Source organism: Pseudoalteromonas piscicida, assembly GCF_002208135.1.
Classification (GTDB): Bacteria; Pseudomonadota; Gammaproteobacteria; order Enterobacterales; family Alteromonadaceae; genus Pseudoalteromonas; species Pseudoalteromonas piscicida_A.
In genome coordinates, this window is record NZ_CP021646.1 from 3,959,451 (window position 1) to 3,985,933 (window position 26,483).

The window sequence follows — 26,483 nt, forward strand, 5'->3', positions numbered from 1 at the left end:
CTACAATTTGCTTATATAACAATAGCTAGGGATAAATCGTGGAATAGTGGGATAAAATAAGTGACCGCTTTGCATCCAGTTGCTAGAGTAAAAGAAAAACACAAACCATGATGTTTTCACGTACCTTTATTCAGCAATACCACCCTTTGATAGCAATGGCATTACTCGCCCTCTTTCTGGCGATTAATAACACCTTAAATGTCATTACCTTGATCATGGATGCCAAGCGAGATGCACAGCTCGATTTTGCGCTGTGGGAACCTTTCGTGTGGGAATATACCAGTGCAGCTGCCAGTCTAGCCTTAATTCCTGCCATATCTTGGTATTTAAACGCATTTCCTTGGCAGTGGCATAAACCTGTTAACGTTGCTTTTAGCTTTTTTATTGCCTCACTGTTATTTTGTTTTGGCCATGTTGGCATCATGGTGTTATTACGTGAAACGATTTATTTTAGTTTGCAACTGGATTACAACTTCCATCTTTCCTGGTTTGAACTTATCTATGAATATCAAAAAGATGCTTGGAGCTTGGTGTTCTTTATTGCACTCATAAAAGGTTATCGATTTAGTATCTCACATATGCTTGGAGAAGCATCACCGATAAAACAAGAAAGCGATGAAGGTGAACCGCCCACCAAACCCATTCATCATTTATTAGTACGCAAGCTAGGCAAAGAATTTATCGTTAAAGTTGAAGAGGTTGAATGGTTACAGTCGTCTGGAAATTACGTCAATCTGCACTTAAATGGTCGCATTTACCCGCTACGCTCAACGCTTGCTGCGCTATGTCAGCGCTTAGATCCAGCCGGCTTTGTACGCATTCATCGCTCTTTTGCTATTAATCTGTCTAAGGTCGTGTGTATTACCCCGCTCGCTAGTGGTGACAGTGAAGTCGTATTGCAAAGTGGGAAAGTATTAACGCTCTCGCGAACCTATAAAACACAATTTAAGCACCAACTACGCCTTGAGTAAGTGAGCAATTCGCAACCATTAGTAACCGTGTGTTATTGCGTTAATTCCATTAATCAATGCTAAATGCTGTAACGCTAAAGTTCATTTTGTATCCATTTCATCGCTCTACACTACACAGCCGCAACAGGTAAGGTGCCTATTTTTGCATTTGCACCGAATTTATATACAATCTTATGCGGTTCAGATGCCTCATTGGACTGCATAATAAAAGGATAATAAAAAAGGCTCTATGAAAAACCTCATCACTCCATTATTCGCAGCAATCCTGCTTCTAAATGGCTGTAGCCAAATACAGCAACCTCAACAGGATGAACCAACGCCAGATAACGCTGTGCAATCTGCCGTTAAAAAGCCAAAAAATACAGTCAAAGACGAAGCTAAAACGGTGGTTAAAACGCCATATGACCCGCTCGCAACTGATGATTTATGGCTCCGCATTAAAGATCAGCTCAGCTTTGCCGATTCCGACGATAAGCGTGTAAAACAACGGATTGATTGGTATCTCAGGCATCCAAACTATATGGATACCATCAGTGAACGTGCAGCGCCGCTACTTTATTACTTAGTAGAAGAAGTCGAAAAGCGCGATATGCCAATAGAACTGGCATTGATGCCGCTAATTGAAAGCGACTTTAATACCCAAGCCTACTCTCACAAGCATGCTTCGGGTTTGTGGCAACTCACACCGCTGATTGCAAAACATTATGGTGCCAAGATCAACGCTTGGTATGACGGCCGCCAAGATATCGTAGACTCGACCCGTGTCGCATTGGACTTTTTGCAATATCTCCACAAACGTTTTGATGGTGATTGGTATCATGCCATTGCCGCCTATAACACGGGTGAAGGTAGAGTGCTTGCAGCCATTGAACGAAATAAAAAAGCAGGTAAACCAACTGACTTTTTCCATTTGAAGCTACCGCGCCAAACCAGTCACTACGTACCAAAGCTACTTGCAGCATCACAGCTGCTAAAGCATGACTTGATGAAGTTTCCTAAAATCCCTAATCGTTCGCTAATCAGCGTTATTAAACTTAAACAACAAGCCATCTTATCTGATCTCAAAGGCTGGAAAGAAGTCGAGGTATTAAATCCAGGCTATGCACGTTTTCCAGCATTACTTGGCGGTCCTGAGCATATTGTAGTCCCTACAGCGCGCGTGTCAGAGTGGCAAACCATGCTCACACACTTACCAAAAATGCCCGCAGATACATGGCAACATTATACTATCCGACGTGGAGACTCTCTCAGCACCATTGCAAAACGCTATTCGCTAACCGTCGCCGAGTTAAAAGCCTTTAATCAATTAAAGAGTGACCGTATTCGTGCAGGAAAAAAGCTAATTTTACCCATTTTGGCTGACAAACAACTGGACTATAAGATAAAACACGGCGATAGTTTATGGCGCATAGCTAAGCAATTTAATGTCAGTGTCGCTAAGCTAAAGCAATGGAACCAGCTATCGACAGATAGACTGAAAATTGGCGATACGTTACTGGTATTTCTGTCGCCTTAGGGCGTAGTGTCAGTTGGATAAATATGTCAGAACATAACAATAATAACTTACCCTCTGAAAATGTAGCCGAAACGCAGGCAGCAAAGCCTGCTCGGCCACAGCCACACAGCTCGAGACACTCAAGGGGCTCCTTTAAACTCTCTCGCTCTAAAATGAACACCATTTTAGCCCTATGTGCGATGTTTATTTCAGCGGCATCGTTTTACGCCACTTACCTGCAAGCAAAGGCTGCTCAGGAGCAAGTTTCCGCAGCCGAAAAGCAGCTAAAAACTGAAACTTGGCCATGGCTACAATTCAGCTACAGTAATTTTGATTTAGAGTCGACTCAAGCAACGATTAGAGTCGATATTCGCAATTCAGGGACCGGCCCTGCAATCATCCATTACATCAAATATGAATTGGATGGCGAAGCGTATTTTGATGTTACCGAACTGATGGACGCTTGTTGCAACCTTAACGCCTATCAAGCAGCGCTTAGTGATGCTCAAAATGAAGAATCGAATATCAATTATCTAAAAAAGTTTGGCTGGTATGTTTCCAGTGCGCCACAAAAGATTTTGCTGGCAGATGGCGACACCTTCAACATTTTCACCATGCCAAAAAGCAATTTTAATCGTGGATTATGGGATAAAATCGACGCCCATAAATCGGTTTTTAAGGCAGAGGCCTGCTACTGTTCTATACTAAAACAGTGCTATACCACGAACGAAAAAGCAGTGATCACTGAGGTACCTAGTTGTTCAACGACACCGACAAATTCTATCAACGAGTAATACAGCATCTATTGCAATTTGAGGGCGAGGTACTGCATTTGTACCTAGATGTGAATGCCAATCCGACGATTGGTGTTGGTTTTCATATGCAAAGTGTTGAGCAATTTTGCCAGTTACCAATGCGGGATAGGCGCTCTAAACGGTCTGCCACCTTGCAACAAAAGCGCGATGAATACCGTAATATTAAGGGCAAACCCAGCGGCTACAAGGCTTCTTGGTATGCGCAATATACCGAGCTTACCTTGCCACCAAAGGCGTCTAAAAAATACCTTGTAGAGCAAATCAAAGAGTTTGAACAGTACCTCATTCATTTTCTTGCAAAACAAGAAACTGGCAGCATCCCTTATCAGCTATTACCAACACCCGCTAAGATTGCGCTATTGGATATGGCTTACAACCTTGGCACCAGTAAGTTATTTTTGGCCTTTCCTAATTTGATTAAAGCCATCAGCGCACAAGATTGGTACCGCGCAAGTACAGAGTGCAGTCGCCTACATATTAGCCCAGCACGAAACGAAGCCACCAAAATGCTATTCCTTAAATGCTGTAAATACAAGCGCTATCAACTGACTTGGTTAGAAACTTTGGTTAAAAAGCTAAAGCGTTGGCTAGATACCTAACAAACAATTATAACGATTGGCAAACTGAGTTGTTATCGCCCTATAACAAATAAACATAAAGCACTAATATTATTGAATAAATTTTATTTTCTTGGTTTTTGAACTTGTAAGTTATTATGGTAACTTGACTAAGTCGCATCAAGGACATGTTGATTTATTGAGTGGATCTCTGGCGAATACGGATGGCAGTCATAACTACACCTCTTGTATTTCCAGCAAGACCTCTGTGTCATGATACTCTAGTCGCTACAGATACAGTTATAGTCTGGTAACAGCCCAAGTTAATGGCGGGATTTGTTGCTGCCTTTCTAGTTGGCGCAGCTTTGGGTGGATTAGCGAAGAAGCTTTACATTAAATACGCTTAACCTATCGGTCAGCTCCGTGTTCTGGAGCTGACCTACTTAGTAGGACACGAAATCATGTTTGAGTTTATTGAGTTTCTGTTACCTGTGTTTTTCGTTTTTATTTACTTAGTACTGCAAGAGAGATGGAAGGAAAAGTGCGACTTACCTCTGAAGCAGCATATTTTAATTGTGCTCGCAAAGATAACAATATGCCTAGTTTCTGTTGTATCACTGGTGTTTATTTTTGGCAGATGGCTTGGTGCTAGTGAAATACAAATGCTACCAATTGTTGCGATCGGATTCGGCTGTGCCTATGGATTAGCCTGTTATTTACTCGAACCTTTTTACTCTAAGAAAAGCTAAGGCCTGCTACAAACGGGCATAACAGGGGATGTATCAAACATTAGTTCTCAATAAAGCTTTGAAGAATATAGGAGCTAAACTGAATGAAGTACATTGCATTATTACTATTATTAGCAACTAACCTCTCGTTATATCTTTATAACGGCGTGCCAAATTATATCTTTGTCTTGCTATTTAGCTGTTTACTTAGCAGTACACTCTATTCTATTTGGAAAAAGCATTCAAATTAGACATTTCAGCTCAGGAAGAAAGACTCGATAGGGTCGTAGATTAAGCCACGCTCATTGCGGTGAGAGTGATAGAGATGAAATTTCTTTACCGTGAGTGAGAAAGGCGTAATGGGCTTTACAACGCTCGGCTCTGGCTTACAATTTCTAAATAGCGTGATATGTGGTGAGAACGGATGCGGGTTGTGATAGAGGTCGCATTTTTCTCCAAAAGCACGCAGTGGATTGGCTAAATCAAGCAAAGCTTGTGGTTTTTGTTCGGGCTTTAAGTAAAAAATACCATTGTGCTGCCAGTAGCCATAGTCACCAAAGGTGAGTGTAAATTTAGGCACCGATAGAGCACTCGCAAAATCACAAAGCTCGGCTACTTGTGACTCTTCCACCATAGCAAGAAACGCCAGTGTGAGATGCCAATTACTTGGTTGTGTATTGGCTTTACTGGCACTCACACTGTCCACCAGCCACTGACCGATATGTGCTCGAGCGTCGTCATCCATGCCAATACCAAAAAATAATCGTTTTTGCATCTTACACCTATATTGATAATCTAAGGTTTAACTAGCCGCTTACCTACTAAAGTTAGCATAACCCCAGCAGAGAGACACAATAAGCCAACAAATTGCAGCCATGCATTTTCCGCTCGCTCACTAAATTTAGGGCCTTGAAAACGATAATGCCTTCTACCCTCGGTTACCGATTCGGTATAAGCGCTCCCTTTATAGTCTGAAAAAAATACCGTTTTTTTGTCTAAACGTTTCGCCATGGCAAGCTTAACTTGCTCCACAAATTCAATATCGCTATTCCTACTATGAGGGACAAGGAGAAAACGCCACTTTCTATATAGCTCGACGGGCTCACCGGCTTGCAATACACCCTGAGATTCATATTCGAACAGTTTTTCACTAAAAAATATCTGTTTGTAGCCACTCCAAAATAACCCGACACCGAGAGACACTAGCAAAATAGCTAGTATTGCCAAGTGTTTATATTGCTTTTGCTTTGATTGTTGATGTTGCTTATACCAATATTCGATGTCTGGTATTTGGCTTAACTCCTCACGCTTTCCTTGTGTTGCAAGGGTTTGCATACATTCATCTAAGGATAAACTCAGCGCTGTCAGTAACTTTCTAAATACCTCGTTAGAAGGCACGGATTTGTCGTTTTCTAGTTTAGATAAATAGCTTTGCTCAACACACATTTGCTCAGCTAGCTGGGGTTGACTTAAGCCTTTCTGTGTGCGGATCTGTTTAATAAAGTGTCCTAATGTCATCACGGTCATCCTCGTTTATTGTTGTTGCGACCCGGCACATTCTTGGCAATTCCTTGATAAATACCAAGTTGAATATTTAGGAATATGCATGAATATCATAGCATTACGAAATATTCACGGTTTGAATTGAAGTTTTGATTAAAACGTATAATAAACAAGCCCACGTTCAGATCAATACAATGCCTTTTGGTGCAGCCGTGCGCGAAACTCACTGGGCGTACACGCCTTCAACGCATGAAAACGACGATTAAAGTTAGAAATATTATTAAAACCACATTGATCCGATATCACACTAATGGGAGAGGCAGAGCTAATTAATAATTTACAGGCCTTGGCAATACGCAGCTGATTGATAAATTCCGTCACAGTACGCTCCGTGCGCTTTTTAAAGAAACGGTGAAAGTGATTGGTGCTCATATGCACTTGTTGTGCAAGCTCATCGGCGCTTAATTTGTCGGTGTAATTATCATAGATATAGGCAATAACCCGGTCGAACTTATCTTTCGCGGGGTCATGGCGGGCGTCAAAGCGAAAGCCGCTACTGGCAAGATGTTGATAGTTTGATGTCGTCATCCGCGTTAACATTTCTAGCAAAAGCACAAAGCGCATTAACGGTTCAGCATCCGCGATTTGCTCAAACCACTTTTTCGCTTGCCTTGCGACTTCCACAGGAAATTTGACGCCACGGCGCGCTGCATTTAACAATTCAGATAAGCCATGCAATTCAGGATGCTGAGCCACTAAAGACTCCAACCAGTGCGCGGGTATTTGTGCAACGTGGACAACGTGAGCGGAGTGATCCGGGTTCGGTTTTGACTGCCAAGTATGTGGTAAGTCAGGGCCTAGGATAACCAAATCTAAGTCTTCGTAAGGGGCGATATGATCACCCACATGACATACACCGACACTGTTGAGCGTCAAACAGATTTCATATTCCGGATGATAGTGCCAATTAAAGGGAATTTCGGGTAACTGATACAGGCAATAACGCCATGAACACCCAGGAGATGGCAGTACTTTCTCGTACATCGCTCGCATAGCAATTTCCTTTTACATTAATAAACTTATTTAAAATCGGTATGTTATAAACTTTAAAACAACCACTCGTTACACCCTTTTGCACATCATGCAAATTCAATCACTCAACAATACTAATCTATCGAAATATAGCGATTGCTTAGAGTGCAGTGAAGTATTTTTGTCAAATTACTCTCATTTAAGCGTGAAAAGTATCATTAGTAGATAGAAATATACCGCTTAAAAAACACTCAAGGCGATACCCTAGCTTCTGCCAACAACAAATAGGAACAATGGGCAGAACAATGAAAACAACTAAGTTGAAGCAATTTAAATTGAATAAACTTGCCGCCATCGTGACAGCAAGTACCTTATCACCCCTTTTACTCACCGCTGCACCATCAGCATTAGCCGAAGAACAAAGCGCAACAGAAAAAGTCGAAGTAATTGAAGTAAGAGGCATTCGCCGCTCGCTTGAAGCTTCAATGAACACCAAGCGCTTTGCAGATGGTATTGTTGATGCTATCACCTCGGAAGATATTGGTAAGTTTCCCGACAAAAACATTGGGGATGCGCTACAGCGTATTTCAGGGGTCACAGTCGACCGCAAATATGGTGAAGTAAGCGGTGTTACTATCCGTGGTACAGCGCCCGAGCAATCGCGTATTTTATTAAATGGCCAATCCGTTGCCAGTACCGAATGGTATGATTTGGGTCCATCGACACGTACTTTTAACATGGAGCTGTTATCTGCAGAGCAAGTTTCGGCAGTGAACGTCTACAAAACACCTGAAGCAAACATTGAAGAAGGTGCACTGGGTGGTACGGTGAATCTTGTCACACGTAAACCACTGGACTTAGAGGCACACACTTACATGGTGTCGGCAGAAATGGGCCGCTCTACCTTGTATGATGAAAATGATTTAAGCGGCTCATTTTTAGGTAGCTGGAAAAGTGATGATGAAAAGTTTGGGGTACTCGCAGCATACTCTATTGAAAACTTGACTTCAGGCCGTCACGTTATTGAGTCCATTGGTGGCTACTATGAATATTTTGCAGCGAATCAAGATACGGGACAAGCATCTACAGTGGGCGCTTGGGCTATCGGCTCGCAAGCATTCAGAGCTGAGCGCGAGCGCACCAGCGCGCAACTTACAGCACAATTTGCACCAAGCGATAACACCGAATTTGCGGTAGACTACTTTCGTTTTGAGTTTGACAATCCACATGTAAACCATAACTTCCTTACCGTAAGTGCCCGTGGTGCAGGTGCTGTTGATGTACAAAACAACGCAGCGGGAGGTACACAGCGTGCGCGTATTTTGCCAGCTTACGCGAACATTATATACAACCCCACTGTTCGTAACGCCGTAAACATGGAAGTCGATGCCTTAAACTTCAGTGGTAAATACGTCGGTGAAACTTTCGAGATTAGCGGTGTTATTGGTCGCTCAACATCTGATGGTGGTACACAGTTTGGTTCCTCAAGTTGGTGGATCCCGGCAACCGATGAGGGTGACAAAATTGGCGATCCTGCCTTCCCTAACGGTCAAAATAGTACTGACGGCGGCTTTACTTACGATGCCACAGGCCCTTATCAAATTTGGTTTGATTCGTTAGACCCAACCGATGCCTCACAGCTCAAATTTGCTCAGGAATCAAACTTCCAAACCACGGTTCAAGAGCATGAAGTGAGTTATGCACAAGTCGATATCAAGTGGATGCTAGAGCATGATTACTTCAAGAACATCAAAGCGGGTGTGAAAGTTAATAAAAACGAATTTGCACGTATCGCAATACAAAGAAACCCAGCGGATGTTGTCGGTTTTGTCCCTGATGGTAATAGCTTAGCTAACTGGAGTGATGGTATTTTTACCAATCTTCATTCGCAAACGGGCGGACATATTCTCAACTCATACGCCAAGCTCGATGAAGATAAGTGGTGGGATTTTATCACTGGCAAGTATGAGGCGGGTGAATTAATCGAGCAGCAAGACCTTGGTAAAACCTACAATGTCGAAGAAGATATGCTCGCTATCTATGTACAAAGTGACTTCAGCGGTGAAAACTTCCGCGGTAATATCGGCTTACGCTATGTGGATACAGAACAACAGTCCAGCGGCTATGTTGATAACACGGTGTTCGATGAAACGGTTGACTACGACAACTGGTTACCAAGTATCAACTTCGCTTATGACTATAGCGACGATATTATTATCCGTGCGGCCGCCTCTAGCGTTATGTCTCGAGTCAATTATAACGACTTAAAGCCAGGTCTGGCGATTGATGCCAACTTTGGTTCTGCTACCGGCGGTAACCCGAACCTTAAACCATACGAAGCAGATCAAGCAGATATTGGCATCGAATATTACTTTACCGAAGCATCTTTGTTCTCAGCAGCCGCTTTTGTGAAGAAAATTGACAACGTTGTCTTTTCTACTGAAGCCATTGAATATGTAGACGGATGCGGAACCGACCCCTCTAAATATGATCAATGCCGAGTCACACGGCCGCGTAGTAACGGCGATGGCGATGTAATGGGCATTGAGTTACAGCTTCAGCATAGTTTTGATAATGGCTTTGGCTTTATTACTAACTACACCTATGTAGATAGTGAAACCACCACTCCTGAAAACACCAAAGAAATGGTGCCAGGTGTTTCTGAAAACTCATTCAATGGTTCACTGTTTTTCGAAAATGAACAATTTAGTGCACGTATTGCCTACAACTGGCGTAGTGAATGGATTGGCGTCGGTGCAGCGCAAGCGGTGCGCAACGATAGCTACCAACAATGGGATGCATCTTTGGTGTGGCATGCGATGGAAAATCTGGATGTCAGCTTAGAGGGTGTAAACCTGACCAACGAGGTTATTCAATCTTACGACACCAACTACAACTTAACGCAGAACACCATTGAATTTGGTACGCGTTATTACCTTGGCGTCAGCTATAAGTTCTAACCTCGGAGCCCCAGTTGCTTGTGGCTGGGGTCATTTGCCTATGAAAACTCATTTGCCTATAAAAACAATACAGTCACTCACCATCCTTGGTGGCGGTACCGCAGGTTGGATGTGCGCAGCCTACCTTGCTAAGCATCAACCCAATTTATCAATTACGGTGATTGAGTCATCAAGTATTGGCAGAATTGGCGTTGGCGAAGGCTCAACGCCACATTTGCAGCCTTTTATGCAAAGCCTTGGTGCAAAAGAGCACGATTGGATGCCCACGTGCCAAGCAAGCTATAAAACCGGGATCTATTTTGATAACTGGAATGGCGACAATGGCAGCTATTTTCATCCCTTCTTCTCTGAAATGGATGCAAAAACGGCGGAAGTCTACTTTGTCAACGCCAACGCCAGACGTCGTGGTAGCAAATATATAGATAAGCCCGAACATTACTTCTTAGCCGCAGTACTTGCCGACAAGCAACAAGCACCACTGCCACAGCGTCCATTACCAAGGACGCTTGAGTACGGCTATCACTTTGATGCGCAAAAACTTGCGGATTGGTTAAGGGCATTTAGCCTAGCGCGAGGCGTAAAACATATTCAAAGTACGGTGAGTAGCGTACAGCATCATGCCAAAGAAATTATTGCACTGACACTTGAGTCGGGTGAGCAGGTGAAAAGCGACTTTTACGTCGACGCTTCAGGGTTTAACGCCCTGTTGATAGAGAAAACGCTCGAAGTGCCCTTTATTTCGTTTGCAGATCAGTTACTCAATGATTCAGCTGTCGCGATTGCGGGCGATAGAATAAACCCACTACCTTCGAGCACTTCTGCTATCGCGATGCCGTGCGGCTGGCGCTGGCAGATCCCGCTACAAGGCAGAGCTGGACATGGTTACGTATACAGCAGCGCACATGCTACCCCCAAAGAGGCTGAGGCTCAACTGCGTCAAGCCGCGCAACTTGATAAAGGGCAAGCCAAACACCTCACCATGAAAGTGGGCATGATGGCACGCAGCGTTGAAGGCAATGTGTTTGCTATTGGTCTCGCGCAGAGCTTTATTGAACCACTCGAAGCCACCGCGCTGATGGTCACAGGTTATAGCATTGAGTTATTGAATAGACTGCTTTCGCAACAACTTGAGGCACAAGCCATCAATCAACAACTGTCAGATCTGGTGCTCGGTATTAAAGAGTATGTACTGGCACATTACGCCACCAGCAAGCGCGCAGATACGCAGTATTGGCAAGATGCGCAAATCGCTGCGCTGAGCTTAAGCGAGCTCGATGAGCTGCTCACACACTGGCGTAGCGGTGGTGATTTTGATGCTTGGCTCAACCAACACAGAAAGCACTCCCCCTATATTCGTCCAAGTTGGTATTGCTTACTTGGCGGCATGGATCATCGCGATAGCACCTGCCAAATGCCCTTTGATCAAGCGCCACAGCATATTGAACAGGCGGCCAAGGCCTATCTTACGAAGCTTAGTGATGAGCATTTTACTGCCCATACAACTGCACTGGAACAATTACAGCGAGTACAAGCATTCCGTGCATAACCCCATTGCGGGTGGTGGTGAGATTCCCCTTGATCTTTTTGTTTGTCTGCCCACAAGCGAGATCGCCACGCCATCACCCGCTATCTAATGAAGGTGGAAATACAACATGAAAAAAAGCTACCTAGTGATTGCCTTAGTATTGGCAACCTTTTTTACGGTGTCCTTTATCACCAATATTTTAGGCGCGATTTTTCCAGCACTAATAGAAAGTTACAGCATAGGCCTAACGCTCGCGGGGTTTTTCCCGTTCGCCTTTTTTATCGCTTATGGTGTGATGTCTATTCCAGCGGGACTGCTAGTTCAACGTTTTGGAGAAAAAACCGTTATGCAGCTCGCATTTACCCTTGCTGCAATTGGCGCAACGACCTTTGTGCTAATGCCAACGTTTGCCATTGCCATGGTTGCGTTGTTTATGCTCGGCTGTGCCATGGCATTACTGCAAGTGGCTATCAATCCACTATTACGAACCAGCGGTGGTTCAGAACACTTTGCCATGCTTTCGGTGTTTGCGCAGTTGATGTTTGGTGCTGCTGCAACACTCGCGCCTCTGGTGTATAGCAAACTACAGTCTCAAGTCACCACCGCAGAGGGATTTGGTGGGGCGCTGTCTGGTGTTATCCCAGTAGACAAAACCTGGCTAAGTATCTATGCGGTATTCGCTATCCTAAGCGTCGTGATGCTATTACTCTCGCAATTTACGCCATTTAGCGCGGTACCCGAGCAGAAAAAGCAGCAGTTGAGCTGGTCACAAAGTATCGGCTTTTTTAAAGATAAAACCGTATTGAAATTTTTTGCCGCCATCGCCGCTTATGTTGCGCTAGAACAAGGTGTCGCTAACCTTATTTCCGTCTTTTTGCAGCAATATCATGGCCTAGATCCAACCACCGAAGGCGCAAAAGTGGTGAGCGAATTCTGGTTATGCCTAACCTTAGGCTGTTTACTTGGACTGGCACTACTTAAACTCATTGATGCACAAAAGTTGTTGATTTTATTCAGCTCTGGCGCCGCTATCGCACTGCTAAGTGCGTTATTCGGTAGCACTACGGTGGCGCTTATTGCTTTTCCAGTTGTGGGATTCTTCCTCTCCATTATGTGGTCGGTCATCTTTGCTCTGGCATTAAATTCATTCAAAACCGGCCATGGCGCAATCACGGGGATTTTATGTACCGGGATCATTGGTGGTGCCTTTATGTCTCCCATCATAGGTTTTGCGGCTGAATTGAGTAACAACTTACAACTCGCAGCCCTGCTACTCTTACTACCACTTAGCTATATTCTGAGTGTTGGTGTGTGGGCTAATCCTTTGATTAAAAATAAGACTTTTGGCAACAGCCAAAAGGCGCTGTCTCAACCTCTAAATGAAAATAGTTAAATTACGATGAATCACTCTTTGTTATGTATTGACTTGGGTGGCACCAAAGCCCTTGTGGCTTCGGTTGCACACATTCAGGTCGAGCAGGTACGCCAATATGCGGTGCCTAATCAGGCCAACTTGGACCAAGTTAATGCCTTTGTTATCCGTTTAATCGAAGAAAACCTAACGGCCGAAACAACCGGTATTGCGATTGGCGTACCAAGCACATTGGATGTGTGCAGCGGCACCGTGCTGACAACACAAAATATTCCTCATTGGCAAAATGTGCCTCTAAAACAGTTGTTAGAACAGCACTTTTCTTTGCCCGTGGTTGTCCATAATGACGCAAACTGCTTTGCATTTGGTGAATACTTATATGGTGGCCACCATGCCAACAACCTAATTGGTGTATGCCTTGGCACAGGCATTGGTGCCGGTTTTGTGTTTAATGGTAATTTATATACAGGTAACCATAGTGCTGCAGGAGAGCTGGGCAACTTAAGTTACCTTGATGGAATTATTGAAGATTATGCTTCAGGACAGTTCTTTGGGCGACAAGGAATTGAAGGGAGGTGGTTGGCCGAACAAGCACGCAGTGGCGATCCATTTGCACTACAACAATTTGAGACTTTTGGCAGTCACGTTGGTCATGCACTCGCGCAAGTAGTCTTGGTGCTGAACCCAGATGTCATTGTACTTGGCGGCTCAGTGACACATTCATATCACTATTTTCACGCTGCGCTTGACGCCAAGATGCAGCAATTGCTTGGTAATGCTTTATATCAATCCGTTCGTGTCATGCCAAGCACCTTAAAGCATGCGCCACTTTTAGGGGCATATGGATTGTTTCAACACAATAAAATTAACCATGATAACAAGGAACTAGCCAATGAAGTTTAATCGGCTTATGGCCCTACTTTTTGGGGTGTCGTCACCCCTTTATGCGCTCGACCAAACAACTGTAAACTGGTTAGGCCAAAATCTTGACGTGAAGTACACCTTGCTTGATAGCAAGCCAAGCACCTGCCCCAAGGCACAACAAAAGTGTTATTACTCAGAGCTAAGCTTTAGCGTAGCCACAGAAAATACCAAGGCAAATAGTGACTTTGCTATCTTTTTTAGCCAACTGATGCCGATTTACCATGTTGAGGGCGATAACTTTGCCATCACCCATATCAATGGTGATATTCACAAAATCACGCCTGCAGCAGGGTTTAGTGGGTTTTCAAGTGCCCCCACTACAGTGCGCTTTTATACCAAGGATTCTCAGGTTACGCGCTCGGAATTTATGCCAAATTATATTGTAACGGACGCGCAGCTTAAGCTCACCCCACAAGTGATCAAAAGCACGCAAACCCAGCACGATAACGACACAGGACTTGAGCTACAACCTTATCTGACGTCATTTGATACGCTCAACCAGCTGCAAACCAGCAGTAAAGATGACACGCCGTGGATGGGTAGCGAATACTTATATCAACATCAAGTGAAGCCTACACTTGATGCTGCAATTGGGCTGATACCAAAACCTAAACAACTGACTGTGCTGTCCGATAAACGACTCAATCTAGCAGCCGGTATTAAGCTGCAACTTTCAGGTATTTCAGCTGATGCTATCGCCATGGCACAACAGCGACTCAACACCCTCGGGGTAAAAAGCACCAAGGACGGACTTGTAGTTAATGTCGTTGTAAAGCCAAATAAGCAATCAAGCCCACATTATCAACTGACGGTCGCCGAAAATAATATCTCAATCCAAGCCAATAACAGCGCCGCTGCATTTTATGCGCTACAAAGCCTTGCAGGACTGTTGGATATTAATGATGTGAGTATTCCCATGGTGGATATTATTGATATACCAAGGTATGACTTTCGTGGTTTACACGTCGATGTTGCCCGCAACTTCCGCTCCAAAGCCTTTATTTTACAAACCATTGAACAGATGGCGGCGTACAAGCTAAATAAACTGCACCTTCATTTAGCGGATGATGAAGGTTGGCGCTTAGCCATCGACGGTCTTGATGAACTTACCTCTGTCGGCGCTTATCGCTGTTTTGATTTGACCGAAACTCGCTGCCTATTGCCGCAATTAGGCGCTGGGAATGATAAAAACGCGCAAGTGAATGGCTTTTACTCTGCAGAGGATTATATTGAGATCCTGCGCTATGCCAAGGCGCATCATATCGAGGTGTTACCCTCATTAGATATGCCTGGTCACTCACGCGCTGCAATCATCGCCATGGAAGCACGATACAAAAAGCTGATGGCACAAGGCAAACCAGAACATGCACAGCAGTACAGGTTGGTAGAGCCTGCTGACAAGACGCGTTACAGCTCCATTCAACATTACAACGACAACACGCTTAATGTCTGTATTCCCAATACCTATACCTTTATCGACAAAGTATTGAGCGAAGTTAAAGCTTTGCATGACCGCGCAAGTGTGCCACTCAATACATACCATATAGGTGCAGATGAAACCGCTGGTGCTTGGTTAGAGTCACCAGCTTGTAAAAAATTGCAGGCAAGCGTAAAAGGTTTTACTAACTTTAACGGTTACTTCATTGAACGGATCGCAAAGCTATTAGATAAAAAAGGAATACAGGTTGCGGGGTGGAGCGACGGTTTAGGTGATGTACGTGCTGCGAATATGCCAGCAAACGTACAGAGCAATGCTTGGGCGACATTAAGCGAAAACGGGCACGTGGTCGCGCATCGCTTCGCCAATCAGGGCTGGCAGGTTGTCTTGTCTAGTCCTGATGTGACCTACTTTGACTTTCCATATCAATCTCACCCAGAAGAGCGTGGTAATCACTGGGCAAGTCGCACTATCGAGAGCAAGAAGATGTTTGAATTTATGCCAGACAACCTCCCTGCACACGCAGAGTTCTGGAAAAATACCAATAACCACGCCTACATAGCCAACGATAGCGACTCATCACTAAACAAAGGGGTTAAATTTGCCGGAGTTCAAGGACATTTGTGGAGTGAAATGCTGCGAAGTGATGCACAAGCCGAATACATGCTTTATCCACGGCTATTGGCACTTGCAGAGCGTGCGTGGCACCGTGCTGAGTGGGAGCTACCGTACCAAGCCGGTCGTATATACAGCCAATCTAGCGGATATTTTACTGCTAAGTTACAAGCGCAGCGAGAAGCTGATTGGCAACGATTCGTGGCTATTTTAGGCTATCAAGAGCTGCCTAAATTAGCACAAGCCGGAATTGAATTTCGCATTCCTGTCGTCGCCGCCAAACAACTATCCGGAGCAAAGCTCGACGCTTTTACCGCCATTGCGGGTTTTGTTATCGAAGCACAGCTTGAAAACGGAAACTGGGTGCCCTTCAATGCCTCACTTAATCGAGTACAGGCGCTTAGAGCGGTGCTCCCAAGCTCCGGTCGCAAAGGACGAGCTTTGAGTTTAGAGAAAGAATAACGAATAAGATCGACATTTGATGCTAAGCCCTACTTATCTCTACCACCGTTATCAAGCATAAAAGAGACGTTGTTAAAATGTGATTAATAGCAAAATGTTGAAAAAGTAAGCAATATGTTTTAGCTTGGTAGTTGTGTTACTTTTTTGTTCAATTAAGAATAAATTAGCTGGCATAACTACAATACATTGAGCTCGACCAGAGCCCATAATTTAGAAGGAATACTAAAATGAAATTATCGTTAAACAAAAAGAAAATCAAAGCCCTATCAGCTGATAAGCAGACAGTACCTGCAGTAATGACTCCACAGGTTGCAGGCGGTGCGCTTCGTTTTAGCCAAGACAGGCTAACGCATTGTGTTGCAAATACGTGTGGCCGCCATACTTGTCCTGATATTTACTAATCGAGAGTAAATAACACAGTTCAGTGCCTCCAAGGAGGCACTTTAAGACTTACTTAAATTTAACTTTTTTGTCGCTTTTTGTATAAATGCGCGACTCAGGTTCAGTCCACTCGCCGTTTTTAAAGTATTGTGTCGATACCGAAAATTGGCCACTCTCAAACTTACTGGTTGATTTCACCTTTGTAATACCATCTTTGTTATTGATAACATCTTCGTATGCCACAAACTCGGTCTGGCTCAGGACTTCCATCGTTCCTTGGGTGTAAAATCCTGCCGTCGTAAAATAGTAAAACACTAGACTGTTTTTACTTTTATCCCAGAAAATTAATGACTCTCCACCGTACGTGCCATCGTTGATTGAATGTAAGGTACGAATTGCTGTGCCATTTAAAGCCCGTTCCCAGTGACTTACATCCTGCATCTTTGGTTTATCTGAAGGCACGTCAAAGTCCGATTGCCAAGTACCAAGATAAGGTGTAAACACCGAGAGTGCTTCACTTAATTTTTCATTAGCCCAAGATAGCGTGCTGAATACCATTAATATGGCAAGCCCTACTTTTTTCATCATTTTTATTTCCGTTGATTGTGCTCCACTCAGTATAAGGCTCAATACTAAGATTTGCGTAGCTAGTCAATCACTCCTGTGAGGCAGTATCTAACATATAGGCGATAATCGCTAAACTGCTCGGACAACAGAAAACTAGGGAAAATTACGTGAACCTATTCAAACATCAGATGCCACTTTATAACGCAACAACAAAGCGCGGGGTAGAGTTACGCCAAATATGCTTTACCCATAACATTAATTATTATCTAAAAGCTCAATTACTTCAGCGATTAAGGTAGTCACTTGAGCCCGATCTTCCCAGTTTATATTTTCCCAATCAATACCTAGGTCTAATTCAGAAATATCGTTAAATAAAAGCTTTTTAAGCAGTGAAATTGAAGAAATATTCTTGATGCTATAGCTCTGCTTCTTAATATCAGCAGACGCTTTCCCCTCTAGAGCATCTAAAATTCTTGCACCAATTGCTTTTCTATCACCAATATTCAATACTTTCTTATCATTTTTGAGCTTATAGTCATTTTCAATTTTTAAAACGATCTTTTTGACTTTCACAAAGGAAAAGCTCAATCCATTTTCGTATGCTCGAATGACCTCAGGGTATCTTGTTAAAACATTGTAGTTGTCAAAAGCACCAAGAGAAATACCAAGATATTTTGCTTTCTCCCTAACTGTAATTCGCTTCTCGCCAATTTTAAGGCGAGCTTGCTCCAAATAGTCTACTTCCATCATCGCAGCTAAAAATGCCTGAAGCTTACCGTATTGAGGAAGATCCTCTCTGCTGGCATTTTCTTGAAACTGTTTTACTTTTGAGAGTATAGGCTTGCGCGCATATACTTTAAACTGAGCAACATGCCCAAACCCATAAGCGAAAACCAATGCAAAGAAACGCCTGTGCCCCGTTAATATCTGATACTTTCCATCATCAATAGGGTATACAGTAGGTACCTGGATCATTTCTGAGACAGCTATATTCTCCCCAAGCTCAACAATTGACTCAATTGTAGTATTCGCCTTTTTCCACTCACTTGAACCATACTTAAGACAATTTACGATGCAAGACTTGCCAACCAGAACATAATTTTCCCCGTTATATAGGTCACATAATTTACGCTTGGATATTGCCCTAGATATGAACTGTTTCGCATGCTCGTCTTCGATAAAAATGCATGGCATAAATCTAGCGTTGGAAACATCCGGAGTAACTGAACTGAGAAAAAGTGATTTATACTCAAATGGTTCACTGTGCAGAAACTCTTTGTTATTCACTGTCGCAAGTAGAAGCTGTTCAAGGTTTTCAGCCATGATTCCTGATGACTCCGTATTAATATTTAGGTACAACAAACAGGTCGCACGCAAGTGAGGCACGCACCCTATAAATTTAATAGCTCTGATGCTATCTAAGGATAAGAGTAAAGTGCGTCATTATATTGCAACTTAAAAAGGTTTAGTACCTTTTAGTAAAATAATTACTACATTACAAATTGCCACTCCCCCCCCGACACTAATCACCGCTCCTACCACAAATCAAAAAAACAAAAATAAAGCAATGTAATTCAACACGTTACACTTGAATCTTTGCGAGGGTAGATAAGGATTCATAAGTACCAAATAGAACTTTTCCTCTGTAACCTTAAAGACAATGTATAGATACATAACTTCAACATTGAGCCGTACTTCATGTTAAAGCTCAACAGCAAAGTAGGTTACTCATGAAACACAATACAGCGATAAAAATAGAAGAAACATTTAACCACACACTTTCAAAAAGAGAGTACAAGCTAATACAGTGGGCATATAGCCACGGTTATGCTTCGGGACATACAAATGGCTTAGATGGTATTTTTATTAGTTCCAGCGCAATCCAAGACTTACTAGGTGTAGATTTGCAGGAAAAGTTTGATACCCAAGATTTTGTATCAGACCTTGATTAATCCTTATAATGGTACATAAAATCAGCCAAAGCATTAAAGCATATCACCACAACAAGCCTGGCAGGCTACAAAAATTATAATAAATGAGCCTGCCAGGGCTTGCTGATATTAACTTTTAATCGCTACTCATTAGATCTCTATCGTATTACACCTTCTCTTAGGTTTGTGCTGTTGTACATATTCAAATATTTCCTGAGCACACAACGAGGCGCTATTACGAGTCGTATCAACTTCTAAATCATAATCCAAAAAGTTATGTGTAGTTGGAATTTGCTGAATTGATAATCCTATCGGCCTGTCTGCTCTTTGCTGCTCTCTGCTAGCTAATACAGCGGGGTCACAATGCACACCAACAATATAAGCATCGAATTTAGATAAGTTGTCTTGGCATGCAGCATGATAAAAAATTTCCTCACTAAACACTGCATCAACGATAATATCAATATTACTTTCGGTCAGAGCAAAAATACTGCGATGAAAGCCCTGTAATATATCATTTGAGCTATTTTCATCTATCTTCGCAAGCAAAAGAGCATCCTGTCTGTATTTTGCTGGAAAATTAAATAAGAAGTCATCCATGCTAAAATGAAAGTAAGGCTCACTTGCAAGAGCTTGAAACTCTCTTGCAATTGAGCTTTTACCCGAGCTAGAAACACCATTTAAAAAAATACAAGCCATAGATAAACCTTAGGTTATTTAACCCCGAATGATTCAAAGTCAAAAGAGCTAATTTCAGATATTAAGAATCGATCGTCCAAACTGACTGGAGGTAGAAGCTCAATATAATTATCGCTCTCAATGCCAAAATTGACACGCTCTTTGCTTACCCTCTTTCCGCCTTCATCTAGCTTGTATAGCATACGTGAAGCTTTTGCATGTTTTAAATAGTTTGGCTTATCGATAAAATAAGCCTGCTCTTTCTTATTGATAATAATCGCAGCATCAACGCTGAGCTGTGGCCTTGCACCACTCTTTTCATCAAGCTCCAGCGCGACCTCGATCAAAACTGTATTATCAGTAACAACTGGGTCAATTCTGATCACTTTCCCTATTACAGTGTTACTTCGTATTCCTACATTGACGCCTTGACCAATAGCAACTTTATCAGCTTGCCCTTGCGGCACCTTGATCATCGCAACCAGATCCGAAGTACTCCCCACTAACGCAATATTCTCTCCAATGGAAAGACGCTGCCCAACTTCAGCATTTAAAGCTTGTAGCACACCATCTTGACCTGCTCGAACTAACAATTGTCTCTGCTTCTGTTCTAGTGCTTTCAATTCAGCTTCCATGAAGGAGATATTCTTTTCCATGAAGCTCAATTCTTCCTTTTGAACCAAGGCCAACTGCTCTATTTTCTCTGCAGAAAACACCAGTCGCTGTTTGAGTTGCTCAGCTTTGAGTTCTGTTTGCTTATAATCCACAGAGGAAATAATTCCGTCTTTATAGAGGTTGGACTCTGCTACCTTTTTGAGCTTTATTTGTTGATACTGCATTTCAAGTTCAAGGTTGCGCTCTTTTTCATCAAGCATTTCTCTTCTATGGTTATTAGCCATCTTCTGCTTTTCAGAGACTAGCTTAAAAACGTCTAACTTGGCTTTCTCCACTTGCCGCGAGAGTTCCGGACTCGATAACTCCATAATGATACTATCAGCGTCAACTTTTGCGCCCGGCTTGAGTATGACTCGCTCAATGGTTGAGTCTACAGGAGCGCTAACTTGTTGAAAGGTTCGAGATTGTAACACTCCATAACCTTTCACCTCCTGTATTAACTCACCACGCTTAACCTGACTTAAAATTGGATTCTCTATAGCCTTCTCGGAACTCACGGTGGAGTATAAAAAGCACACCACTGCTATCAATAAAATCGAAGCAAAAACCAATTTTTTATTGATATTGAATGACTTCTTTTTCTCTTTTTTTATATCCACGTTAAGCCTCCACAGTTAATGTACATAAGCTTTCATCTGTTTGCATCGTCGATTTTGTCTTTGTGCTGATTGATTTTATCTTACCTTCTTCCATCGTCACGACTCGATCCGCAATATCGAAATATCGATCGTCATGGCTGATCACAATAATCGCTTTTCCTTCATTTTTGATAGCTGGTAAGATTTGAGTATAAAACAGCTCTTTAAAGTGAGGGTCTTGGTCTGCGGCCCATTCATCAAAAATATACAACTCTCTATTTTCAAGAAACGTCACCGCTAATGCTAAACGCTTTTTTTGACCATCAGATAACGATATTGTTGAGAAGACTTTATCCTTGATTGATACTTTATCGCCCAGTCCCAACTGGTTTAGGTAGCCCTCAAACTTTTTAAGTTGGTCATCAGAATAATTCCCCAACAAGGTATCAAAAAGATAAAAGTCAGTGAAAATGGCACTAATGAATTGACGGCAACTATTTAAATTTTCATCATTTACTTCATTGCTTCCAAAAGATATCGATCCTTTTTCATAAGGATAATGAAGGGAAATAACTTTGCTCAGTGTGGACTTACCTGAGCCATTACCACCCACAATGAAGGTAATTTCATTTTTATGTATATCAAGATCAATCGGGCCTAAAGCAAACCTATCAACACTTGAGCCATAACTGTATTCTAGATTTCGTAACTTCAAGGTGTCCCAACTTTTCAATGAGATGATCTCTTGACTTGCTTGCTCTTCTGGTAAGTTGTCAAATATATCGTTGATTGCTTTTAAAGATATATTTGCCATTGATATTTGCGGTAATGCATTAAGGAGCTTACTAACTGGAGATGCAATGAACAACAACGCCATAATAACAGCACTTAGCCTTTCATTTGTGATCGGGTTATAACTGATAAAAACGAAAGCAACGAAGCCGATAACAAGAAAACTGATTAAATCACCATAATTAATTGCACTTGTAATGATAACACTTCCTTTTTTGTCGTTATTGAGCACCTCATATTCATGTTTTAGTAGAAACTTATCAAAAAAGTACTTCTGCTTATCATGATTCATCTTAAGCTCTTTCGTTCCATATAACAGGCTGCGAATCGCAACGTGCAACCTATCAATGTTGTTTCGACCTTTCTTAAAGTAAAGACTACCAATATACATAGGAAGTACATACGAAATAGAGCCAAAGATGATAGCCAATGTGGCATAAACAAAAACCGTCGTGTTTAAATAAAATAGATAGCCCAAAATGAAAATCAGACTCACACTAGAGATGACTAGGTCGGGAAAGGTCTTCGCACCTTGCACTACACGGCTAACGTCGGTGGTAATAGTGGCCATTAATTTTGCTGAGCCAACATTATCCAGTGAAGAAATTGGTGCTTTGATAATTCGGTTGTAAATATCAACTCTTTGCTGCGTCGTCATGTCCATACCAACCTGCACCAGAATTATTTGTGATACGGTCTTTAGCACCAAAATTGACAGGCAAGACATGAAGAAAAGAAATGCAAAACTATACCTACTTACATCAAAAAACCATATTCTCTTTACATCGTCAGAAACAATTGAAAGCCCAATACCCTCTACTGGAAGACTGTAAGTAAAAATGGGTAGCAACATGGCATACACCACGCCTGCCAGCGCTCCAAAAACAATGGATATGAACAACTTGTTAGGTGCAAAATCGGTAAACTTTTTAAATAAACTCATACTTCAATCACTTTTTTAGATTAATTATGGTTTCAGACACTTCTGTTGAGTCTCGACTAGAACGATGGAATTCAAGATTCAAAAAAGGCTTAACAGCATCATCATACGCAGGACTAAATACAATGCCCGACTGCCCTGTAGAGTTCATATGCAGGTGCTTAATCTCACTTTCATTAATTTGGGTGATCTGTCTAAATGATGCGCCTGAAGACTGAATGTAACCTTCCGTCTCAACAAAATCAGCACTTGCCACGTTTACTGTATTCGGAGATCCGCCATTACCAACGCGGCGTTCAAAAATAGAATCCAGCATATTCATGTTACTAAATGGGACGTGTTGATAAACTACTTTGTGTACTTTCCCCCATTGCCACTGCTCCATATCACTACCTAACAGCAGAGACAATTCATCGATCGCATCAGATAAGGAACTAGATAGCTCTTGCTGACATCGAGAGGACTGCGATGCTGCACACCAATTATCTGTTTTTGAACTTATCATGCTTGCTAGCTGATCTGCGGAGGTGTTGTTAATAAAGTGGTCAAATACATTGGCTTGTGACGTGCGATGCCATGAAGCTTCTAATTGAGGAGCCAACATTTTTTGTTTCAAATGACGAAACCAACTAAAGTAAATAGCAGCCCCGACACTATCAGCTCCCATGTCCAAGTCCCAAGTACGAAGTATACTTACAGCTTGCTTCTGAACAACGCTCTCGCCTTCATATTGATTGAGCAATTGCACTAACTTCTGCGCACTTAAATCTAGAGTGTCTCCTTGAAAATCAATCATATCTTCTATTGTGAGTGGTGATGACTTTGATGCAATGAGTGCTTCGATCCGCTGTGCTCTATAGGGTGGAGCCCAATCGTGGGAGATAAAGTACGGGTATTCGGAACCCACTATTTTATTATTTGCAGAGACAATATACCCTTTTTCAGGGTTAAAACTCATGGGTAACTCACGGAAAGGAATATAGCCTTGCCATTGATTGGCTGAGTTCCATCCTGGTAAAGGAAATTGCCCCTCTCCATTTTGACGTTGTGGGATTTTCCCAACCGCTTGATAACCAATATTATTATTTTTATCGGCATACAAAAAGTTTAGACTCGGACTACCAACCATTGCTAATGAGCTTCTAAACTGCTCCCAATTTTTGGCATAATTCAACTTAAGAAAACCGTCGAAGCTAGTATCATTTGCATCAAGCGCCGTCCACCGAAGTGAAATTACGTTGTCTACGAAGTTAGTCGCATCTGAAATGATTGGCCCTCTTACTGTTGAGCGCACATCAATCTCAACTGGCTTAAATTCTGGATTTAGACTAGCTGGAAAAGCCTGCTTCACATAAATTTTCTCCCGTCTTACGTCAAATGCTTTCCACTCACCATTCTCTTTATACATTTTGGCATCTGCGCCATTAATCTGCTCCAAAAATAGATCCTGAGTATCAGCCATCATATTTGTCACCCCCCAAGTGACATCATCATTGTGGCCAAATACAACGACAGGTAAACCAACTAAAGTCATTCCCCGCACATCCAGCTTACTTCCTTTCAAATGTGTGAAGTAGAAGGGGGCAGGAATTTGTAAGTTTAAGTGAGGATCATTTGCTAAAATCGGCCCAGTTCCTTCGGTAAAACGATCGGCGACAACCCATGCATTGCTACCTAAATATTTTCCCCCAACACCAATTTCTTCAAGTGCCGCTTTTGTTTGTATTAGCCCATCAGCTTGATTCTGTATTTCCTGATTAGACACAACCACAGGTGCATCGTTTGGATAGTTTTCAATAATTGCTTGCGCTAATTTTGGCTCCAAAGTTTCAGTGGCAGTCATATTCACAACCTCACTCCACATCGTGCCTGATAAATTAAGGGACAACAGCTTCATGATCACCAACGAATCTTGAGGCTGCCATTCGGACATTGTGATATCAAGCAATTGAAATTCTGGCGGGAGTGCTATATCTGTCTTAATGTAGGCATTGATACCATTGGCATAAGCCTCTAGCACGGCGCGTGCCTCACTACTTAAATTATGCAAAGCTAATTCTGCTGCTTTATTAAGCCCAACAGTCCGCATCCAAATATCTCGCTGTAATGCTTCGGCTCCCAAAACTTCACTTAACCGTCCTTGTGCCAGACGCCTTTGTAACTCCAATTGCCAGAGGCGATCTCTTGCATGACTAAAGCCAAGTGCAAAAAATGCGTCATAGTCAGATTTAGCATTTATTGTAATGTAACCTTGCTTATCTTTTGTTATTTTTACAGGTTCTGTTATTCCTTCAGATAACCAGTAAGCTTCTTTAACATCAATATTCTTAAAGATGTAACTACCGGTTAAAAACAGCACCAATGCTGTAGGTAAAACAATTAGAAAATATATATTTCTTTTAAAAGGGTGCATACTTAAGTTTCTCTGATCATGATACTGATAAATTACTGCCTATATCGCTTAGCCACTGCAGTGGTATTAAAGCCAAAGTAATTGCTCACTTGAAATAATGTCACTGGCTATCTGTTCAAACTTTTCGCTGCTGATAGATCCCATAGTAAAGTGAGCTTCTTGTTGAGATTGCCGCTTAAAGTATCGATACCTCAAAATAAGATACTCAAAACAGTCAATCAGATTTATTACTCTTGCAATGGACTCAACTTCAATATTGTCTAGAGGGTGCTGCGTATGGTACCCGCTCAGAAAATGCTTAGCATTTGCTTGATGGCACCGCTCCCTTTGCGCTTTATTTAAGTCACTCATGCTTCCCACACTCGCCCGTATAGTCAACGCGACATCAATGATAAAGTGACAGAAATGGCAGCTATCAAAGTCGATTGCATATAGTTGGTTATTTGTTTTTATTAAGTTATTTACAGCTAAATCACCATGGTTAAGTCCATAATTCCGACTATTCATTGGCAAATTACTCAGCCACTCTATTTCACTTTGAATAAATAACCTTAGTTCATCATCAATGTCCACTGCACAATCATTGAGCAAGTTTTTCACATCGGTTACTACGCTCGCCTCCGTTGGCCTTTTGAATTGTTCAGGACTCATCTCACTTCCAATCTTATGAATGCTGCCTAACAACTCTCCCCACTGGAAAAGAAACTCACTATCAACATCAGCAGTATCGATCTGCTCTCCGAATAGCTTAACAAATGCGCTTGCAATATAGCTTGGTTCTCCCTTGTTAGTGCAAATCAGTTCAATTAAGCGATTAGATTTTGATTCAGTAGGCTGACAAATTTTGACATCATGAGAAGCCAAATGTTTTAGCACCTTCATTTCCGCATCGTATAATTCTAACTGTTTTTTTTCCATTGGAGTAAGCCGAAGTACATAATCCTTACCATGCTGTGTAAAGGAGTAAATGAAGTTCTCAGACTGACTGATACAAACACTATCACCTACCCCCAACCACATTTCATAAGCTTTCTGTACCACTTCTGTGCTTGGTATGTTCATCATACTCTTCTTCTCTCACACTTTGCTCTATCGAGGAAATTGAAAGAACATCTCATGTGTGAGACATTC

Annotated in this window: 22 protein-coding genes; 12 read left to right on the top strand and 10 right to left on the bottom strand. The window is 42.3% G+C overall.

From position 1 onward, the window contains the following. Nucleotides 1-107: 107 nt before the first annotated feature. From B1L02_RS18055 to B1L02_RS18075, 5 genes are all read left to right on the top strand, one after another. Complete coding sequence (locus B1L02_RS18055) at nt 108-971, top strand: LytR/AlgR family response regulator transcription factor (RefSeq protein WP_088532132.1); 864 nt, start codon at nt 108-110, stop codon at nt 969-971. 229 nt (nt 972-1,200) lie between these two features. Next, a complete protein-coding gene (locus B1L02_RS18060; protein WP_088532133.1) occupies nt 1,201-2,487 on the top strand; it encodes a LysM peptidoglycan-binding domain-containing protein in 1,287 nt (428 codons plus the stop codon). Nucleotides 2,488-2,639: 152 nt separating this feature from the next. Next, entirely contained in the window at nt 2,640-3,260 is a 621-nt protein-coding gene (locus tag B1L02_RS18065) for a hypothetical protein (RefSeq protein WP_232003117.1), read from the top strand. Then, nucleotides 3,224-3,880: a hypothetical protein gene (locus tag B1L02_RS18070; RefSeq protein ID WP_174694565.1), complete on the top strand. Its 657-nt coding sequence runs from the start codon at nt 3,224-3,226 to the stop codon at nt 3,878-3,880. Before B1L02_RS18065 ends, B1L02_RS18070 begins: the two co-directional genes overlap by 37 nt. A 419-nt stretch (nt 3,881-4,299) precedes the next feature. Continuing rightward, nucleotides 4,300-4,587, top strand: coding sequence for a hypothetical protein (locus tag B1L02_RS18075; protein WP_088532135.1), 288 nt, complete (start codon nt 4,300-4,302; stop codon nt 4,585-4,587). A 235-nt stretch (nt 4,588-4,822) separates the two neighbouring features. Here the strand turns inward: B1L02_RS18075 and thpR are convergent, their stop codons facing one another. From thpR to B1L02_RS18090, 3 genes are all read right to left on the bottom strand, one after another. Continuing rightward, complete coding sequence (gene thpR / locus B1L02_RS18080; RefSeq protein WP_088532136.1) at nt 4,823-5,341, bottom strand: RNA 2',3'-cyclic phosphodiesterase; 519 nt, start codon at nt 5,339-5,341, stop codon at nt 4,823-4,825. A 20-nt stretch (nt 5,342-5,361) separates the two neighbouring features. Beyond that, nucleotides 5,362-6,084, bottom strand: a complete 723-nt coding sequence (locus tag B1L02_RS18085; RefSeq protein WP_088532137.1) for a helix-turn-helix domain-containing protein — start codon at nt 6,082-6,084, stop codon at nt 5,362-5,364. 171 nt (nt 6,085-6,255) lie between these two features. Next, nucleotides 6,256-7,122, bottom strand: coding sequence for a helix-turn-helix domain-containing protein (locus B1L02_RS18090; protein WP_088532138.1), 867 nt, complete (start codon nt 7,120-7,122; stop codon nt 6,256-6,258). Between the two features lie 284 nt (nt 7,123-7,406). Here B1L02_RS18090 and B1L02_RS18095 point away from each other — a divergent pair, with 284 nt between their 5' ends. The 6 genes from B1L02_RS18095 (at nt 7,407) to B1L02_RS24055 (ending at nt 16,798) form a co-directional block, all read left to right on the top strand. After that, on the top strand, nt 7,407-10,061 hold the full coding sequence (locus B1L02_RS18095) for a TonB-dependent receptor (RefSeq protein WP_088532139.1): 2,655 nt from the start codon (nt 7,407-7,409) through the stop codon (nt 10,059-10,061). A 40-nt stretch (nt 10,062-10,101) separates the two neighbouring features. Then, nucleotides 10,102-11,607: a tryptophan halogenase family protein gene (locus tag B1L02_RS18100; RefSeq protein WP_088532140.1), complete on the top strand. Its 1,506-nt coding sequence runs from the start codon at nt 10,102-10,104 to the stop codon at nt 11,605-11,607. Nucleotides 11,608-11,713: 106 nt separating this feature from the next. Further along, a complete protein-coding gene (locus B1L02_RS18105; RefSeq protein ID WP_088532141.1) occupies nt 11,714-12,979 on the top strand; it encodes an MFS transporter in 1,266 nt (421 codons plus the stop codon). A gap of 6 nt (nt 12,980-12,985) precedes the next feature. After that, the gene (locus B1L02_RS18110) at nt 12,986-13,861 is read left to right on the top strand and encodes an ROK family protein (protein WP_088532142.1); all 876 of its coding nucleotides are present in this window, start codon (nt 12,986-12,988) and stop codon (nt 13,859-13,861) included. Then, entirely contained in the window at nt 13,851-16,397 is a 2,547-nt protein-coding gene (locus tag B1L02_RS18115; protein ID WP_088532143.1) for a family 20 glycosylhydrolase, read from the top strand. Before B1L02_RS18110 ends, B1L02_RS18115 begins: the two co-directional genes overlap by 11 nt. 227 nt (nt 16,398-16,624) lie before the next feature. Then, a complete protein-coding gene (locus B1L02_RS24055; protein WP_017218574.1) occupies nt 16,625-16,798 on the top strand; it encodes a hypothetical protein in 174 nt (57 codons plus the stop codon). A gap of 49 nt (nt 16,799-16,847) precedes the next feature. Here B1L02_RS24055 and B1L02_RS18120 read toward each other — a convergent pair whose 3' ends face one another. Together B1L02_RS18120 and B1L02_RS18125 are read right to left on the bottom strand one after the other, a co-directional pair. Next, complete coding sequence (locus tag B1L02_RS18120; protein ID WP_088532144.1) at nt 16,848-17,366, bottom strand: hypothetical protein; 519 nt, start codon at nt 17,364-17,366, stop codon at nt 16,848-16,850. 234 nt (nt 17,367-17,600) lie between these two features. Continuing rightward, nucleotides 17,601-18,668, bottom strand: a complete 1,068-nt coding sequence (locus B1L02_RS18125; protein WP_088532145.1) for a ParB/RepB/Spo0J family partition protein — start codon at nt 18,666-18,668, stop codon at nt 17,601-17,603. A 407-nt stretch (nt 18,669-19,075) separates the two neighbouring features. On the opposite strand from B1L02_RS18125, the gene B1L02_RS18130 reads away from it, so the two are divergent. After that, entirely contained in the window at nt 19,076-19,297 is a 222-nt protein-coding gene (locus B1L02_RS18130; RefSeq protein ID WP_088532146.1) for a hypothetical protein, read from the top strand. A gap of 129 nt (nt 19,298-19,426) precedes the next feature. Here the strand turns inward: B1L02_RS18130 and B1L02_RS18135 are convergent, their stop codons facing one another. The 5 genes from B1L02_RS18135 to B1L02_RS18155 form a co-directional block, all read right to left on the bottom strand. Next, on the bottom strand, nt 19,427-19,975 hold the full coding sequence (locus B1L02_RS18135; RefSeq protein WP_088532147.1) for a chloramphenicol phosphotransferase CPT family protein: 549 nt from the start codon (nt 19,973-19,975) through the stop codon (nt 19,427-19,429). 14 nt (nt 19,976-19,989) lie between these two features. Further along, nucleotides 19,990-21,228, bottom strand: a complete 1,239-nt coding sequence (locus tag B1L02_RS18140; RefSeq protein ID WP_157757255.1) for an HlyD family secretion protein — start codon at nt 21,226-21,228, stop codon at nt 19,990-19,992. A 1-nt stretch (nt 21,229) separates the two neighbouring features. Then, nucleotides 21,230-22,942, bottom strand: coding sequence for a cyclic peptide export ABC transporter (locus tag B1L02_RS18145; protein ID WP_088532149.1), 1,713 nt, complete (start codon nt 22,940-22,942; stop codon nt 21,230-21,232). Between the two features lie 7 nt (nt 22,943-22,949). Next, the gene (locus B1L02_RS18150) at nt 22,950-25,352 is read right to left on the bottom strand and encodes a penicillin acylase family protein (protein ID WP_088532150.1); all 2,403 of its coding nucleotides are present in this window, start codon (nt 25,350-25,352) and stop codon (nt 22,950-22,952) included. Nucleotides 25,353-25,418: 66 nt separating this feature from the next. Further along, complete coding sequence (locus B1L02_RS18155; protein ID WP_088532151.1) at nt 25,419-26,417, bottom strand: phosphotransferase enzyme family protein; 999 nt, start codon at nt 26,415-26,417, stop codon at nt 25,419-25,421. Nucleotides 26,418-26,483: the final 66 nt, after the last annotated feature.

What these genes read in the sequence shown, in the direction of transcription:
- B1L02_RS18055 (WP_088532132.1), top strand. Translation starts at nt 108, where the DNA reads ATGATGTTTTCACGTACCTTTATTCAGCAATACCACCCTTTGATAGCA.
- B1L02_RS18060 (WP_088532133.1), top strand. Translation starts at nt 1,201, where the DNA reads ATGAAAAACCTCATCACTCCATTATTCGCAGCAATCCTGCTTCTAAAT.
- B1L02_RS18065 (WP_232003117.1), top strand. Translation starts at nt 2,640, where the DNA reads ATGAACACCATTTTAGCCCTATGTGCGATGTTTATTTCAGCGGCATCG.
- B1L02_RS18075 (WP_088532135.1), top strand. Translation starts at nt 4,300, where the DNA reads ATGTTTGAGTTTATTGAGTTTCTGTTACCTGTGTTTTTCGTTTTTATT.
- thpR (WP_088532136.1), bottom strand. Translation starts at nt 5,341, where the DNA reads ATGCAAAAACGATTATTTTTTGGTATTGGCATGGATGACGACGCTCGA.
- B1L02_RS18085 (WP_088532137.1), bottom strand. Translation starts at nt 6,084, where the DNA reads ATGACATTAGGACACTTTATTAAACAGATCCGCACACAGAAAGGCTTA.
- B1L02_RS18090 (WP_088532138.1), bottom strand. Translation starts at nt 7,122, where the DNA reads ATGCGAGCGATGTACGAGAAAGTACTGCCATCTCCTGGGTGTTCATGG.
- B1L02_RS18095 (WP_088532139.1), top strand. Translation starts at nt 7,407, where the DNA reads ATGAAAACAACTAAGTTGAAGCAATTTAAATTGAATAAACTTGCCGCC.
- B1L02_RS18100 (WP_088532140.1), top strand. Translation starts at nt 10,102, where the DNA reads ATGAAAACTCATTTGCCTATAAAAACAATACAGTCACTCACCATCCTT.
- B1L02_RS18105 (WP_088532141.1), top strand. Translation starts at nt 11,714, where the DNA reads ATGAAAAAAAGCTACCTAGTGATTGCCTTAGTATTGGCAACCTTTTTT.
- B1L02_RS18110 (WP_088532142.1), top strand. Translation starts at nt 12,986, where the DNA reads ATGAATCACTCTTTGTTATGTATTGACTTGGGTGGCACCAAAGCCCTT.
- B1L02_RS18115 (WP_088532143.1), top strand. Translation starts at nt 13,851, where the DNA reads ATGAAGTTTAATCGGCTTATGGCCCTACTTTTTGGGGTGTCGTCACCC.
- B1L02_RS24055 (WP_017218574.1), top strand. Translation starts at nt 16,625, where the DNA reads ATGAAATTATCGTTAAACAAAAAGAAAATCAAAGCCCTATCAGCTGAT.
- B1L02_RS18120 (WP_088532144.1), bottom strand. Translation starts at nt 17,366, where the DNA reads ATGATGAAAAAAGTAGGGCTTGCCATATTAATGGTATTCAGCACGCTA.
- B1L02_RS18125 (WP_088532145.1), bottom strand. Translation starts at nt 18,668, where the DNA reads ATGGCTGAAAACCTTGAACAGCTTCTACTTGCGACAGTGAATAACAAA.
- B1L02_RS18130 (WP_088532146.1), top strand. Translation starts at nt 19,076, where the DNA reads ATGAAACACAATACAGCGATAAAAATAGAAGAAACATTTAACCACACA.
- B1L02_RS18135 (WP_088532147.1), bottom strand. Translation starts at nt 19,975, where the DNA reads ATGGCTTGTATTTTTTTAAATGGTGTTTCTAGCTCGGGTAAAAGCTCA.
- B1L02_RS18145 (WP_088532149.1), bottom strand. Translation starts at nt 22,942, where the DNA reads ATGAGTTTATTTAAAAAGTTTACCGATTTTGCACCTAACAAGTTGTTC.
- B1L02_RS18150 (WP_088532150.1), bottom strand. Translation starts at nt 25,352, where the DNA reads ATGCACCCTTTTAAAAGAAATATATATTTTCTAATTGTTTTACCTACA.
- B1L02_RS18155 (WP_088532151.1), bottom strand. Translation starts at nt 26,417, where the DNA reads ATGATGAACATACCAAGCACAGAAGTGGTACAGAAAGCTTATGAAATG.